General features: G+C 67.2%; 13 protein-coding genes and 1 tRNA gene. 5 read left to right on the top strand and 9 right to left on the bottom strand.

Annotated features, from left to right (window positions below):
• The first annotated feature begins 18 nt into the window (after positions 1-18).
• The 3 genes from AB0B91_RS50670 (at position 19) to AB0B91_RS50660 (ending at position 2,068) form a co-directional block, all read left to right on the top strand.
• Positions 19-783 carry an alpha/beta hydrolase gene (locus tag AB0B91_RS50670; RefSeq protein WP_358337399.1) on the top strand — a complete coding sequence of 255 codons (765 nt, stop codon included), beginning with the start codon at positions 19-21 and terminating at the stop codon, positions 781-783.
• Between the two features lie 125 nt (positions 784-908).
• Positions 909-1,622 carry an NAD(P)H-binding protein gene (locus AB0B91_RS50665; protein WP_358337396.1) on the top strand — a complete coding sequence of 238 codons (714 nt, stop codon included), beginning with the start codon at positions 909-911 and terminating at the stop codon, positions 1,620-1,622.
• Complete coding sequence (locus tag AB0B91_RS50660; RefSeq protein WP_358337393.1) at positions 1,604-2,068, top strand: hypothetical protein; 465 nt, start codon at positions 1,604-1,606, stop codon at positions 2,066-2,068. Before AB0B91_RS50665 ends, AB0B91_RS50660 begins: the two co-directional genes overlap by 19 nt.
• A gap of 310 nt (positions 2,069-2,378) precedes the next feature.
• Here the strand turns inward: AB0B91_RS50660 and AB0B91_RS50655 are convergent, their stop codons facing one another.
• Positions 2,379-4,163 (bottom strand): bifunctional metallophosphatase/5'-nucleotidase, encoded by a 1,785-nt coding sequence (locus AB0B91_RS50655; RefSeq protein ID WP_358337390.1) that lies wholly within the window; start codon positions 4,161-4,163, stop codon positions 2,379-2,381.
• Between the two features lie 108 nt (positions 4,164-4,271).
• Between AB0B91_RS50655 and mshD the strand changes: the two genes are divergently transcribed.
• The gene (gene mshD, locus AB0B91_RS50650) at positions 4,272-5,237 is read left to right on the top strand and encodes a mycothiol synthase (protein ID WP_358337388.1); all 966 of its coding nucleotides are present in this window, start codon (positions 4,272-4,274) and stop codon (positions 5,235-5,237) included.
• Here mshD and AB0B91_RS50645 read toward each other — a convergent pair.
• The 3 genes from AB0B91_RS50645 to dcd form a co-directional block, all read right to left on the bottom strand.
• On the bottom strand, positions 5,170-6,174 hold the full coding sequence (locus AB0B91_RS50645; protein ID WP_358337385.1) for an inorganic phosphate transporter: 1,005 nt from the start codon (positions 6,172-6,174) through the stop codon (positions 5,170-5,172). The two genes, mshD and AB0B91_RS50645, sit on opposite strands and share 68 nt — an antisense overlap.
• A gap of 5 nt (positions 6,175-6,179) precedes the next feature.
• A complete protein-coding gene (locus AB0B91_RS50640) occupies positions 6,180-6,797 on the bottom strand; it encodes a DUF47 family protein (protein WP_132627671.1) in 618 nt (205 codons plus the stop codon).
• 779 nt (positions 6,798-7,576) lie between these two features.
• Positions 7,577-8,152 carry a dCTP deaminase gene (gene dcd, locus AB0B91_RS50635; protein WP_358337382.1) on the bottom strand — a complete coding sequence of 192 codons (576 nt, stop codon included), beginning with the start codon at positions 8,150-8,152 and terminating at the stop codon, positions 7,577-7,579.
• A 98-nt stretch (positions 8,153-8,250) separates the two neighbouring features.
• On the opposite strand from dcd, the gene AB0B91_RS50630 reads away from it, so the two are divergent.
• A tRNA-Gly gene (locus tag AB0B91_RS50630) sits at positions 8,251-8,321 on the top strand.
• Positions 8,322-8,404: 83 nt separating this feature from the next.
• Here the strand turns inward: AB0B91_RS50630 and AB0B91_RS50625 are convergent.
• The 5 genes from AB0B91_RS50625 to AB0B91_RS50605 are packed head-to-tail and all read right to left on the bottom strand — an operon-like array spanning position 8,405 to position 12,930.
• Positions 8,405-9,532, bottom strand: a complete 1,128-nt coding sequence (locus AB0B91_RS50625) for a tyrosine-type recombinase/integrase (protein WP_358337379.1) — start codon at positions 9,530-9,532, stop codon at positions 8,405-8,407.
• Positions 9,529-9,753 carry a helix-turn-helix domain-containing protein gene (locus AB0B91_RS50620; protein WP_358337376.1) on the bottom strand — a complete coding sequence of 75 codons (225 nt, stop codon included), beginning with the start codon at positions 9,751-9,753 and terminating at the stop codon, positions 9,529-9,531. Before AB0B91_RS50620 ends, AB0B91_RS50625 begins: the two co-directional genes overlap by 4 nt.
• A complete protein-coding gene (locus AB0B91_RS50615; protein WP_358337373.1) occupies positions 9,750-11,357 on the bottom strand; it encodes a replication initiator in 1,608 nt (535 codons plus the stop codon). The genes AB0B91_RS50620 and AB0B91_RS50615 overlap by 4 nt, the downstream gene beginning before the upstream one ends.
• The gene (locus tag AB0B91_RS50610; protein WP_358337370.1) at positions 11,354-11,512 is read right to left on the bottom strand and encodes a hypothetical protein; all 159 of its coding nucleotides are present in this window, start codon (positions 11,510-11,512) and stop codon (positions 11,354-11,356) included. The genes AB0B91_RS50615 and AB0B91_RS50610 overlap by 4 nt, the downstream gene beginning before the upstream one ends.
• On the bottom strand, positions 11,509-12,930 hold the full coding sequence (locus AB0B91_RS50605) for an FtsK/SpoIIIE domain-containing protein (RefSeq protein ID WP_358337367.1): 1,422 nt from the start codon (positions 12,928-12,930) through the stop codon (positions 11,509-11,511). Before AB0B91_RS50605 ends, AB0B91_RS50610 begins: the two co-directional genes overlap by 4 nt.
• Positions 12,931-12,953: the final 23 nt, after the last annotated feature.

The following is a 12,953-nucleotide window of genomic DNA, read 5'->3' as shown; positions in this document are numbered from 1 at the left end:
ATGAACGGAGTTCCCGCCATGCCAACCGTTTTCGTCCACGGCTTCCCTGAGACGCCGGAGGTCTGGGAGCCGCTGCTCGTCGAGCTCGAACGTATCGCTCCCGCTCGACCCGGCCCGATCCGCCTGTCCCCGCCCGGTTTCGGGGCGCCCTTGCCGACAGGGTTCGGTGCGACCGTCGGTGATTACCGGGACTGGCTCATCGGCGAATTGGAGCGTTTCGCCGAGCCCGTCGACCTGGTCGGGCACGACTGGGGCGGCGTGCACACCCTCAACGCGGTGATGGCCCGCCCGGACCTCGTGCGCAGCTGGGTCAGCGATGTGATCGGCCTGTTCGACCCGGACTACGTGTGGCACGAGTTCGCCCTGAGTCAGCAGGCGCAGGAGAGCATGGGACCGGACCCCGCCGTCCCGCTCGGCCCGGACCTCGCGATGCGGGTCGCGATGCTCGTGAAGTTCGGCATGAGCGAGCCGACGGCGAAGCGGGTCGCTGTAGGCCAGGACGAGGCGATGGGGCGGGCCGCACACGCGCTCTACCGATCAGCCGCCCAACCGGTGATGGCCGAGCTGGGCCGGAACCTCGAACGCGCGGCGCAGCGGCCGGGCCTCGCCCTGCTCGCCACCGAGGACCTCTTGGTCGGGACCAACGAACAGCGGTGCCGCACGGCGCGGCTGGCCGGCGCCGGGACCGCGACCCTCGACGGGCTCGGCCACTGGTGGATGACCCAGGACCCCGGCCGGGGTGCCCAGGTACTCACCGAGTTCTGGGACTCGTTGGACCGCTGACGAGCCAAGCGACCCGAACTGTCGAGCGGGTGCGATCGGCTGTCACATTCAGCCCCTCGTCCTTGTCCTATTTACCGATTCGACGAGAAAGGGCGGAACGCAATGACGAGAAAGGAAGGAACGCAATGAGGATGGCGGTGGCCGGGGGAACCGGCTGGGTCGGCAAGCTGGTGGTTGAGCGGGCGCGGAAGCAGGGCCACGAGGTCGTGGTGATGTCCCGGTCGGGCGGCGTCGACCTGATAACCGGGGCCGGTCTCGACGACGCGCTGCGCGGTGTGGACGTCGTGATCGACGTGGCGAACGTGACGACGCTCAGCCGCAAGAAGTCGGTGGCGTTCTTCGAGACCGAGACACGCAACCTGCTGGCGGCGGAGGAGCGGGCGGGCGTACGCCACCACGTGCTCCTGTCGATCGTCGGGGTCGACCGGGTCGACTCGGGCTACTACATCGGCAAGCGCCGCCAGGAGGAGCTGGCGCTGGCCGGCCCGATCCCGGTGACGCTCCTGCGGGTGACGCAGTTCCACGAGTTCGCGGCGCAGATGCTCGACAAGGTGCCGGGGCCGGTAAAGGTGGCGCCGGTGATGGTGAGCCGGCCGGTCGCCGCCTCCGAGGTCGCCGCCGAGCTCGTACGCCTGGCCGAAGGCCCCGCCCAGGGCCGGGCGACCGAGCTGGCCGGCCCCGAGGTGCTGACGATGGCATCGATGATGCGCCGCCTGGCCAAAGGCAAACTGGTGCTGACGGTGCCCGTCGGCAAGGCGATGGCGAACGGTGGCGTACTGCCGACCGGCGCCTTCCGCAGCGGGAAGATCACCTTCGAGCAGTGGGCGGCGTCGCGATGACCGTGGCGGCCAAGCGCTGGATGGCCGGGGTGCTGGCGGTGGCGGCGGCGTACCAGGGGGTGTGGGCGGCGGCGTTCCCGCGGTCGTACTACACCGACTTCCCGGCGCCGGGGCTCCACTGGGTGGCGGCGCTCGGCCCGTACAACGAGCATCTGGCCGTCGACGTGGGGGCGCTCAACCTGGCGCTGCTGGTGCTGAGCATGTGGGCGCTGCGCCGGCCGACCCGGGCGTCCATGGCGGTGACGGGGGGCGCATGGTCGATCTACAATGCGATCCACTTCGTGTGGCACATGATGCACCTGCACGTCTTCCCGATCATCGACAAGATCAGTGTGGCGGTGATATTGGGTGGCCTCCTGATCCTCTCGATCCTCCTGATGCTGCCCGTCAAGGAGATCAAACCCGGTCCTTCCGTACGCGTCGGCGAGGACGCTGGGCAGGGCTGACCTCAGACGTACACCCGCGCTGTAGCTGGGAGTCGCATCTTCAATGTGATCTCACAAGCCGGCGGCTCCAGCTATCACTCACATCCGCCATCTATCGTTCACATGGCTCGCCGGGGCCTGGTGCGGGCGCCAGGTCGGCGCCCGCACCAGCAGCGGTCACAGCTACCGGACCGGCCTGATCTCGCTCGGCTTCGTGTCAACCGCGTGGGCGTTCCTCTTGCCTGCGGTCCTGGGTTTCCGCATTCCCCGCAACCCCAGAGAATACGGAAACCCAGTCGGCTCGCTATGCGAGCAGGCCCTTCGTGTTTCGCTAGGGAGTGACGGTGATGCGGTTCGTCGTGGGCGGAGCGATCGGGTTGTCGCGGCCCAGCTGGTCGACGAAGGCGTCGATGTCCAGCGGCCCGCTCCAGAGGTCCGTACCGTCCTTGAAGCCCAGGAAGGCGTCACCGCCGCCGACCAGGAAGTTGTTCGCCGCGACCCGGATCGTCTGCGTGTCCGTCACCGCGACGCCGTCGATCTTCATGTTCGAGACCTTGGCCCCCCACGCCGCGCCGCTGCTGTAGGTGTAGGTGAAGTTCGCCGACGGCTGGAGGATCTTGGTGAACGGCTGGGCGTTCGGCCCACCGGTGAACTGCTGCTCCAGGACCGTCTTGAGCTGCGCACCGGTCAGCGTCACGACCTGCATCAGGTTGTTGAACGGCTGCACGGTGAACGCCTCGCCATAGGTGACCACGCCATCGCCCTCACCAGCCGAGGAGCCGGCGTAAGTGAGCGAGGCCCGGACGCCACCCGGGTTCATCAGAGCGATCTGCGCGTTGCCGCCCGTCTTGGTGGCGGCCAGCTGGCCGTCGGCGATGAGATCGCCGAGCGGCGACTCGCCGCTGGGGGCGGCGGTGTTGGGGATGTCCGCGGTGATCCGGCCGACGGCCTTGTTGGCGACCGGGGCGACCCGATCCTTCCAAGTCTTCACGAACGCCGAAATTTCGGGATCTGGGGTGACTGTGCGGGTCACGACGTGGTTGTCCGCTACCACCGAGGCGCGGTCGATGTCCCGCGTCTTGACGTTCACGTTGAGGTCGACCTGCGTGATGACGCGGCCGAACGAGCCGCCCTGCGAGTACACGCGATCCTGACCGGCGGGGTCCTTGACCTTGCACAGGTACGCCTGGTGCGAGTGGCCGCTGAGAATCACGTCGATCTCGGGGTCGACCTGCGTGGCGATGCGGTTGCCCGCGCCCGGGACGGCGCTGCACGCGTCCGGCGACTGGCCCGCGGTCACCTGGTCGCCCTCGTGCACGAGCACGACCTGGGCCTTGACGCCCACCAGCTTGAGCAGCTTGGACGCCAGGTTCGCGGCCTTGACCTCGTCCACGAACTTGAGGTCCTTGATGCCCTCGGCCGTGACGATGTTCGGGGTGGTCTGGGTGACCAGGCCGATGAAGCCGATCGGCACGCCGTTCATCCACTTGACGCTGACCGGCGGCAGGGCGGGCACGCCCCAGTCGCTCATCAGCTTCCTGGCCTGCGCCTGCTGCGCGCCCAGCGCCGCGAGCGCGTCGGTCTTCTCGTTCGGGTTCTTGAACAGGACGTTCGCACCCACGTAGTCGTACTGGGCGCCCTTCCACGGACCGGCGGGCGAGCACCCATCCACCGGGTGGCAGCCGCCCTTCATGATCCGGCGCAGCTCCGTGTAACCCTCGTCGAACTCGTGGTTGCCGACCGCGGCCACCTTGAGCCCGAGCTTGCCCATGAACTCGACGGACGGCTCATCATGGTAGGCCGCCGAGATCAGCGGGCTCGCGCCGATCAGGTCGCCCTGGGCCACCGCGATCGTGTTCTTGTCGGTGAGGGCCTTCATGTGCGTGGCGACGTACGCGGCGCCGCCCGCCTCGACGGTGGCGCCCGTCTCGTCGATCATCCGGCCGGAGGAGCCGGTGGGGGGTTCGAGGTTGCCGTGGAAGTCGTTGAGCGCGAGCAGCCGGACCGGAACGGTCTTCGGCGCCTTGCTCGCGTCCGCGGGGGCGGCCGCCGCGGCGAACCCGCCCGCGGCGACGGCTCCGGCCAGGACGAGCCGGAGGAGGGAACGTGGGGTCATGGCCTTAGACGTTACGGCCGGAAGCCATGCAGCCAATGTCGCAAAGGTAACGATTCATCGGCCGACCACATGGCGGTATTTGCCAGGCGTACGCCTAGAGTTCGTGCTGTGACTGCGCACGTGGAGATCAGACAACGACTTGATGACCGCGAAATCACCCAGGTGCTCGGCGTGGTGGAAGCGGCGACGAAGGCCGACGGCGTCCGCCCGCTCAACGAGCATGTCATGCTCCACCTGCGCTACGGCGGCGATCCGCAGGCCCGTTCCCTGCTGTTGTACGACGACGAGACGTTGGTGGGCTATGCCCACATAGACCCCACCGACGAGGTCGAGGGCCCCAGCGGCGAACTGGCCATCCACCCCGCCCACCGCCGGCAGGGGCACGGCACGCGGCTGCTGCGGGCCGTACTCGAGAAGTCGGGTGGCAGCCTGCGCCTGTGGGCGCACGGCGATCATGAGGGCGCGGGCGCGCTGGCGGCGTCGGCGGGGTTCGAGCGCGTGCGCTCGCTCTGGCAGATGCGGCGGTCGCTGTCCACGCCGCTGCCCTCTTTCGACCTGCCCGACGGAGTACGGCTACGCGCCTTCGTACCAGGTCAGGACGAGGAGGCGTGGCTCAAGGTCAACGCCGCGGCCTTCGCCCACCACCCAGAACAGGGCGCCTGGACGGCGAACGACCTGCGCCAGCGCGAGCAGGAGCCCTGGTTCGACCCGGAGGGCTTCTTCCTGGCCTTCCGCGGCGAGCGGCTCGCCGGCTTCCACTGGACCAAGATCCACGGCTCGTCCGAGCACGGCCACGAACCGATCGGCGAGGTGTACGTCGTCGGCGTCGACCCCTCACAGCAGGGCACCGGCCTGGGCAAGGCGCTCACACTGGCGGGCCTGGACCATCTACGCGCGCGTGGCCTCGCCCAGGCGATGCTCTACGTGGACGAGGCCAACACGGCGGCGATCCGCCTGTACGAGTCCCTGGGCTTCGACCGCTGGGACGTCGACGTGATGTATGCCGCTACTCAACCACCCAATGCAGAGCGAAATAGGACACCGCAGCCACCAGAGCCGCAGCCGGAATTGTAAGGATCCACCCGGTCACGATGTTGCCCGCGACACCCCAGCGCACGGCCGAGAGCCGCTTGGTGGCGCCGACCCCCATGATCGCCGAGGTGATCGTGTGCGTGGTGGAGATGGGCGCCCCGAACCCGATCGCCGCCGTGTACAGGACCACTGCCGCCGCGGACTCGGCGGCGAAGCCCTGTGGCGGGTCGAGCGCGATGATCCGGCGGCCCAGCGTACGCATGATGCGCCAGCCGCCGGAGTACGTACCGAGCGAAATCGCCCCCGCCGACGCGAGGATGACCCACTGCGGGATCTCCGCCCCCGGGTTGATGTACCCGCCGACGACGAGGGACAGGAAGATGACGCCCATCGTCTTCTGCGCGTCCTGCAGCCCGTGGCCGAGCGCCATCGCCGCGGCCGAGACGGTCTGCGCGTAACGGAAGCCGCGGTTGGTCTTGCCCGGCTGGCTGTTGCGGAAGATCCAATAGATTGCGATCATGATCGCGCCGGCGAGCGTGAACCCGAGCAGCGGTGACAGCACCATCGGGAGGACCACCTTCTCCAGCACGCCGTCCCAGTGCACGGCGCTGGCCGACGCGAGTGCCGCGCCGACCAGACCGCCGATGAGGGCGTGGCTGGAGGAAGAGGGCAGGCCGAAGTACCAGGTGATCAGGTTCCAGCAGATGGCGCCGATGAGCGCCGAGGCCACGATGACCAGGCCGTGCGAGCCGTCCGGCGCGTCGATGATGCCCTTGCCGACGGTCGCGGCGACCTGGGTGCCCAGGTGGGCGCCGATGAAGTTCATCGCGGCGGCCATGAACAGCGCGGCTCTTGGAGTGAGCGCGCGGGTCGAGACCGAGGTCGCGATGGCGTTCGCCGCGTCGTGGAACCCGTTGGTGTAGTCGAAGGCCAGTGCGATGACGACCACGCCGATGACGAGGGCGAGCGAAAGGTCCACAGAGCTTAGCTTTCCTTGACCGCGATCGACTCGACCGTGTTGGCGACGTGCTCGAAGGCGTCGGCCGCCTCCTCCAGTGCGTCGACGACCTCCTTCATCTTCATGACCGTGAGCGCGTCGTACTCGCCGCTGAACAGCTTGGCCAGCAGCCTCCTGTAGACCTGGTCTCCCTGGTTCTCCAGCCGGTTGACCTCGATCCAGTACTCGTTGAGGTTCTTCATCGACCGCAGCCGCGGCATGGCCTCGGCGGTAAGCTCCGCGGCCCGCTCGAGGACTTCCACCTGGCGGACGACGTCCTTGGGGAGGTGGTCGATCTGGTACAGAACGATGAGGTCGGACGCCGCTTCCATGGCGTCCATCACGTCGTCGAGGTTCGATGCGAGGCGGTAGATGTCCTCGCGGTCGAACGGGGTGATGAAGCTCTCATTGAGCCGGTTCATGATCGCATGGGTGCGTTCGTCCCCGGCATGCTCGCAAGCGCGCATCTTTTCGGCCAGGGTTTCCCTGTCCGATCCGTCGCTGATGATCTCGACCAGAAGGCGGGATGCCGTGACCAGGTTGTTCGCGGAGTCGGCGAACAGGTCGTAGTAGCTGTCCTCACGTGGCGTGAGACGCAGGCGCACGTCGTTCTCCAGATGTGCGGGGATGGTCCGTGGTAGAGAGTACGGGTTACCAGGTGAAATGCGAACTTCATGTCCCCTTCTCCTAGTGGCTACCCTCCGTTTGGTATGCGACACCGGGCCTGCCGGTAGTTTGATCGCCCTTTTTCGCGCGGCGAGGTGGGGGGAGGCTTGACCGGGGGTTTCGGTCGTGGCATGTCCAGTCCATCTTGGTGACATTTCCGGACCACCGCTAGGCCGGGGGTGCGTGTTGGGCGTGTCTTTGGGGGTGGGGTGGGCTTTTGGGCAGGGCTGGGTGGGGGAGCGGAGCGGTTGTGTGCGGGCCGGTTGTGTGCGGGCTGGCCCTTCTTCAGAGCTCCTCCTGGCGGGCCCACGGTGGGTGCCTGCAGATTGCTCCTTGCGGGTGCCTCTAGCGTCGGGAGCAGCTCCCAAGCCGTCCGATGCAGCTCCAGCCCCGTCAGTGGCGACTCCAGCCTCGCAAGTCGACCCCAGCCCCGTCAGTGGCGACCCCAGCCCCGCCAGCCGACCCTTGGCCCGCCAGCCGACCCCAGGCCCGCCAGTCGGCCTCAGGCACCCCGAGGAGCGGCCCAGGTATTCCTGGAGGGCGTCTTGTAGGAAACAGCTCTTGGACGGCTGTTCTCGGGACATCGTCGTCCAGGAGGCGCATTACGGAAGCAGACACGCACAAGATCGCGTCTCGGGCAGGGACCTTTCACCGGCAACAAGCGTGAGCAACCGCCTTCACAGGCCACCCACTCCGGCCGAGCCCTCAACCATGGGCGTCAGATCTTGGTCCGATGAAAGTTCCGAAAAGATCGAGACGGCGTCGGCCCACGCTGCCCCTGATACCGCGACCCGTACTTCGGCGACCCATACGGATGCTCAGCCGGAGAACTCAACCGGAACACACACAACTGCCCGATCTTCATCCCCGGCCACAGCTTGATCGGCAACGTGGCCACATTGGACAGCTCCAACGTCACATGTCCACTGAACCCCGGATCGATGAACCCCGCAGTCGAGTGAGTCAACAACCCAAGCCGCCCCAGCGAACTCTTCCCCTCCAACCGCGACGCCAGATGATCAGGCAAGCTGATCACCTCGTACGACGAGGCCAGCACGAACTCCCCGGGATGCAGAATGAACGGATCATCCCCCTCGGGCTCCACCATCCGCGTCAGATCCGGCTGCTCTACGGCCGGATCGATGTGCGGATACCGATGATTCTCGAACACCCGGAAGAACCGATCGAGCCGGACGTCGATGCTGGACGGTTGAATCATGTCCCGATCGAACGGATCAAGGGCGAGTCGCCCCGAGTCGATCTCGGCCAGGATGTCGCGGTCAGATAGCAGCACGCAGAGCAACCTACCGCGTGCCGGTGGGAAACTTGGGGGCACGGCTGGCTGATGTGGGCCGAGTTTCCGCTAGAGTGGTGGTCGCGGTTGCGGCCGATGCGGGTGTAGTTCAATGGCAGAACATCAGCTTCCCAAGCTGACAGCGCGGGTTCGATTCCCGTCACCCGCTCTCACGAGGAAAAGCCAGGTCAGGGATGGATTCCTGACCTGGCTTTGATCGTTTCTGAGGTGGCTTTCGATCTTCCGTGCCCGTTACGTGCCCGATCCGTCTTGATCTTGGTTTTTCAGGGCTTCCTCGGCGAGCTTGCCGAGAGCGTCGGCGATGGCCCGATCACGCTCCATCGCGGTGTGCTGGTAGATCAACGCGGCTCGGGTGGACGAGTGGCCCATGCGGGTCATGAGGTCTCGGAGAGTCGCGCCGGACTGGGCGGCGAGGGTGTTTCCGGTGTGACGGAGATCATGAAAGTGGAATCCGCTGAGCATCGCCTTCTTGAGCGCCGCCGTCCAGACGCGGGTGAAGTTCGCGCGCCGGAGCTTGGCACCCTTGGGGCCGACGAAGACGTGTCCGTGCTCGCCCTTCTCGGCGTACGTCTCCATGTGCGCTCGCAGATCGGGCAGCAGCGTCGCCGGGATGCTGACGAGACGCTTGCCCGCTTCCGACTTGGGCGGCCCGATGGTCACCGAGCCATCCTTGAGCTCGGTTGTGGTCCCGGCGATGCGGATCGTCCCCGCCTCCAGGTCGAGGTTCTTCCGCTGGAGCGCGGCCAGTTCACCCCACCGCAGGCTGGCGAAGGTCGCCAGCAGGATCAGCATGCGGAACCGCGGTTCGATGGCACCGGCCAGGGTGAAGACTTGCTTCATGGTCAGTACGGGCCGCTCGGGTGAGTCTTCCTTACCTGCCTTCTTGATCGTGCAGGGGTTGGCCTTGATCAACCCATCCTCCACAGCCGTGTTGAAGATGGCCTTCAGGAGCCGGTACGCCTTGGCCACGGTGATCGGTCCAACCCCGCCGTCCAGGAGTTGCTTGCGCCACTTCCGGATGTGAGCGACCTTGACCTCGCTCATGGCGCAGTTGCCGAAAGTCGGGACGAGGTGAATGCGAAAAAGTCCCTCGTAGAGCTGGACGGTCTTGGGACGCAGGCCCGGACGCTCGTCTATCCACGCCGCGCCGTACTCCTTGAAGCTGACCTTGCCGAGGTCCGGGTTCAGCCAGTCGCCGGCCAGAAGCTCGGCCTCCTTCTTGGTCAGCCAGATCTCGGCTTCCTTCTTGGTCGCGAAGGTGTGCGACGCGGTGCGGTCGACGCCGTCAGACCCCGGATATCTGGCCTGGAATCGCCCCGAGGGGAGTTTCCGAACGCGCCCGAATCGACGCTTACTCATGCCGCGCTCCATGTATGGGTGGTGATGGGGTGGACGAGTCCCGCCGCGATGAAGTCGTTGAGCGCGGATTCGGGGATGCGAACCTTGCGCCCAAGGCGGACGAAGGTGATCCGGCGTTCTTCGATGAGCCGCCGGGGGAACCGCTCGCTGGTGCCGAGCCGTTCGGCGACCTGGGCCACCGACAGGAGGCGGTCAGCCGCTCGCTTGGATGAGTTGGTCACGCTGCTCTCCCTTCGGTTGCCGAAAGATCTTGTCCGTCTGCTTGGGCTTGGAGTTGGTCCATGTGGGCTCGCCAGCGTTGGCGTTCGTGGACGGATCGGAGGAGGCGTACGGCCAGCGGCGGCACGTTGGCGTCGCCGGTCGGGATGGGTTGCCAGACGTAGCGGTGTGGGTCGGTGGGCTCGTCTGCGACGCCGAGGGCTTCCAGGACCCAGGTGCGGCGGTCCTGCTTGTGTTCGGCCAGGGTCTTGTTCGACCACTTACGGGAGACCAGGACGCGGCGTCCGGCGTAGCCGAGGTGTTCGGGCTTGTGGGCCTTGCCCTTGCAGCGTCCGGGCGTCATGCCGGGCTTGGCGTTCTTGGGCTGGATGCCGTAGCGGAGCCAGTTGGGGCAGGTCGGTGAGCAGGGCTCGAAGCGCAGGGCCTCGACCATCCGGGCGGCGTGGTCGCGCCGGGCCTGGTCGTCGGTGTCGAGGGCGTCGCCGAGTGACTTGGTGAGGTACTTGGACAGGTAGCGGATGCACTGGTCGGCGTCAGGGGTGCCTGCGAGGACGCCTTGGACGTCGATCTGTGTGCCGAAGCGGATGACGTGCTGTGGTTCGGCGTCGTTGTCCTGGTCGAGGGCCTGTTCCCAGGTGGGCAGGAGCTCGCCGGTTGCCGGGTCGAGGTAGCCGGCGCCTTGGTGCCAGAGCGGTAGGTGTTCGCCGTCGAACACGACCTGATCAACCGGAGGCCACCACACCTGGTGGTAGGTGGCGGCGGCGATCTGCTTCATCTCGGTGCGGGGCAAGGTCCCGCGGAGGGCCATGTGGAGATGAGGCGCGAGCCGCTTCTGTGGCTCTACCGAAGCGAAGTACTGGACGTCGTAGCCCGCCACGCGGCGAAGGTTCTGCACGAAGCGATCGACGAGCTTGGAGAAGTGCAGGGCGTCTCGGGCGGCGCGGGCGTAGTCGTAGTTGTCGGGATCGACGGGGACGCCGTCGCGGACCTTGCCGTAGCTCGGCAGGGTGAGGGTGGCGAACAGCGAAGGCCGGTAGGTCTTGCCGTCGTTGCTGGTGAAGGTCCGGCCAAGGGTTGTGTTCGTCATCTTGCGCTTGGGCAGGTCGGGTGCGTCCTGGCGGCGTTTGGTGGAGCGGCTGCGCTTGCCTGTCGTACGGCCGAGCACGTTCCCGCGCATGCCCGCCTGGTTGATCTCCTCGTCGATGCCGACGATGGCCGCGTCCAGGTCGGCGGTGTCCTGGCCGGAGGCGTCGGCGTGGTCTCGCGCCGCTTGGATGTCGGCGCGGAACTCCACCAGCCAGCCCTGATCGTCGGTGGCCTCGTGAGGCGTGATGGCGGGTTCGGTGTCGAGGTGCCAGCCCTCGCGGCATTGGGCCATGCGCAGGTGCCGGTTGCGCTTGGCGCAGGGTGGGCACTTGCTGTCGAGCGTCGCGCCGCACGGCACGTCGATGATCTCTGTCGTGCCGGTGGTCAGGTCGAGGCGCTTGAGGGGGATGGGCTGGATGCACACCCCGTAGCGCTTGGCGACTTCCACGACGACGTCCCGTGCCATGGGCATCGCCAGCCGTACCGCTCGGGGGAGGGCGCGGTCGTTCGGGTTGGTCACACGGTCCTCCTCTCGTCGGCGACGTCGGTGACGTTGAGCGCCGTCTGGCGGCACTCTCGGCAAGTGGTGAAGGCGCGAACGGTGTCGAGCCAGAGCGTGTTGAGGGCGCCGCAGGTGGAGCACCGCAGGCCATCGAGGAAGTGGGCGAGTGTCATCGGCCCTCACCGCCGAACTCGTCAGCCATGGCGCGGATGTCGGTGTCGGACACGTAGGCCGCGCGTACGCGTACCGGATCGGGAGAGGTCTCAAGCCGGACGTACGCGATCCCTGCTCCGAGCTCGGGAATCGGTGAGATGTGGTCGGCGAGTGCGCCGCGATCTCGTGCGCCGTCGCCAAGGACCATGTCCACCTGTTCGGACTCGTCGAGTCGAAGGGCGATCTTGTCGGGGAACAGATTCCGGATGTTCATGACCTCCTTGCGTGGGTCTTGGAGGGCGGCCATGACGCCGATGCCGACGGCGCGGCCCTGGGTGGTGAGCGCGGCCAGGGCTGCGGAGATGCGTTGCCGTAGGTGCTTGTCGGACTGGTAGGCGGTCAGGAAGGCCACTTCGTCGACGAGCACCAGGACGAACGGGTCGTCGACGGTCGGCGTATGTGAACGCTGGACTCCGGCGAAGCGAGCGGCACGCTTCTGCATGACGGAGACGACCTCGTCGAGCAGGTCAGCACAGTCGGCGGGATCGGCGGCGTAGCGGGTGCCGAACAGGGCGCGGCCGTAGGACAGCTCCATCAGCTTGGGATCCAGCGCCCACAGCTCGACCAGGCCCGCTCGTACGGCGGGGAGGAGGGCGCGGATGGTGGACCACAGGAAGGAGCCCTTGCCTGCCCCGGTGGCTCCCGCGATGAGGACGTGTGTGCCGTGCACCTTGAGTCGCAGCGGTCGTCCGTCCTCTTGCTTGCCGATCTCGACCGGTCCGACCGTTGCCGTGTCCGGGATGGGTAGCGCCGGGATAGGGACGGCGAGCGGATCGTGTCGGGGGAAGGTGAGGACGAGGCGTCCGGCTTTCGACAGGGCGACGCGGCAGGACTGGGAGCCGAAGCCCTGGGCCAGGTGGTCGATGCGGTCGGTCCAGTCCTTGACCGGCTGGCCTTTGAGCATGCGGACGGTGATCCGGTCGGACCAGCCGTCGCAATCGAGGCGAACGAGCCGGGGCAGGTAGTCGCGGCCCCGGAGGTGCTTGCCGAGGCCGGAGACGACCATGATGGGTTGCCAGTGTCGCCGGTAGACCCAGATGAGCCGCCACCAGGCCAGCAGCCGCCAGCCGACCAGTCGGGCGAAGGTGACCCGATCGAGGCAGGCCCAGGCGGCAAGAGCCAGGCCGAGGAGGCCAACGACGGAGGCGGCGAGCTGCCAGCCGTACAGGGCCCAGATGACCCCGGGAAGGACGGTCACGGTCACCGCGACGGGATGGCGCCAGAGGAGCCGGACGAGTCCAGTGAGGAGCCGTCCGGCGAAGATGATAATGGTGAGGATGGCGGGCGTGGTGACGACGGCCGGGCGGAAGACGATCGCAGTGTCCGGCGTGGTGGTGACGAGGTTGCGCGCCTCGTCGCCAGGCAGTTTCTTGAACACTAGGCTGAACTCCTCTCATGATT

This window comes from Nonomuraea sp. NPDC049141 (assembly GCF_040648415.1).
Classification (GTDB): domain Bacteria; phylum Actinomycetota; class Actinomycetes; order Streptosporangiales; family Streptosporangiaceae; genus Nonomuraea.
The sequence above is the reverse complement of the archived record's forward strand: the minus strand, read 5'-3'. Positions and strand labels throughout refer to the sequence as shown.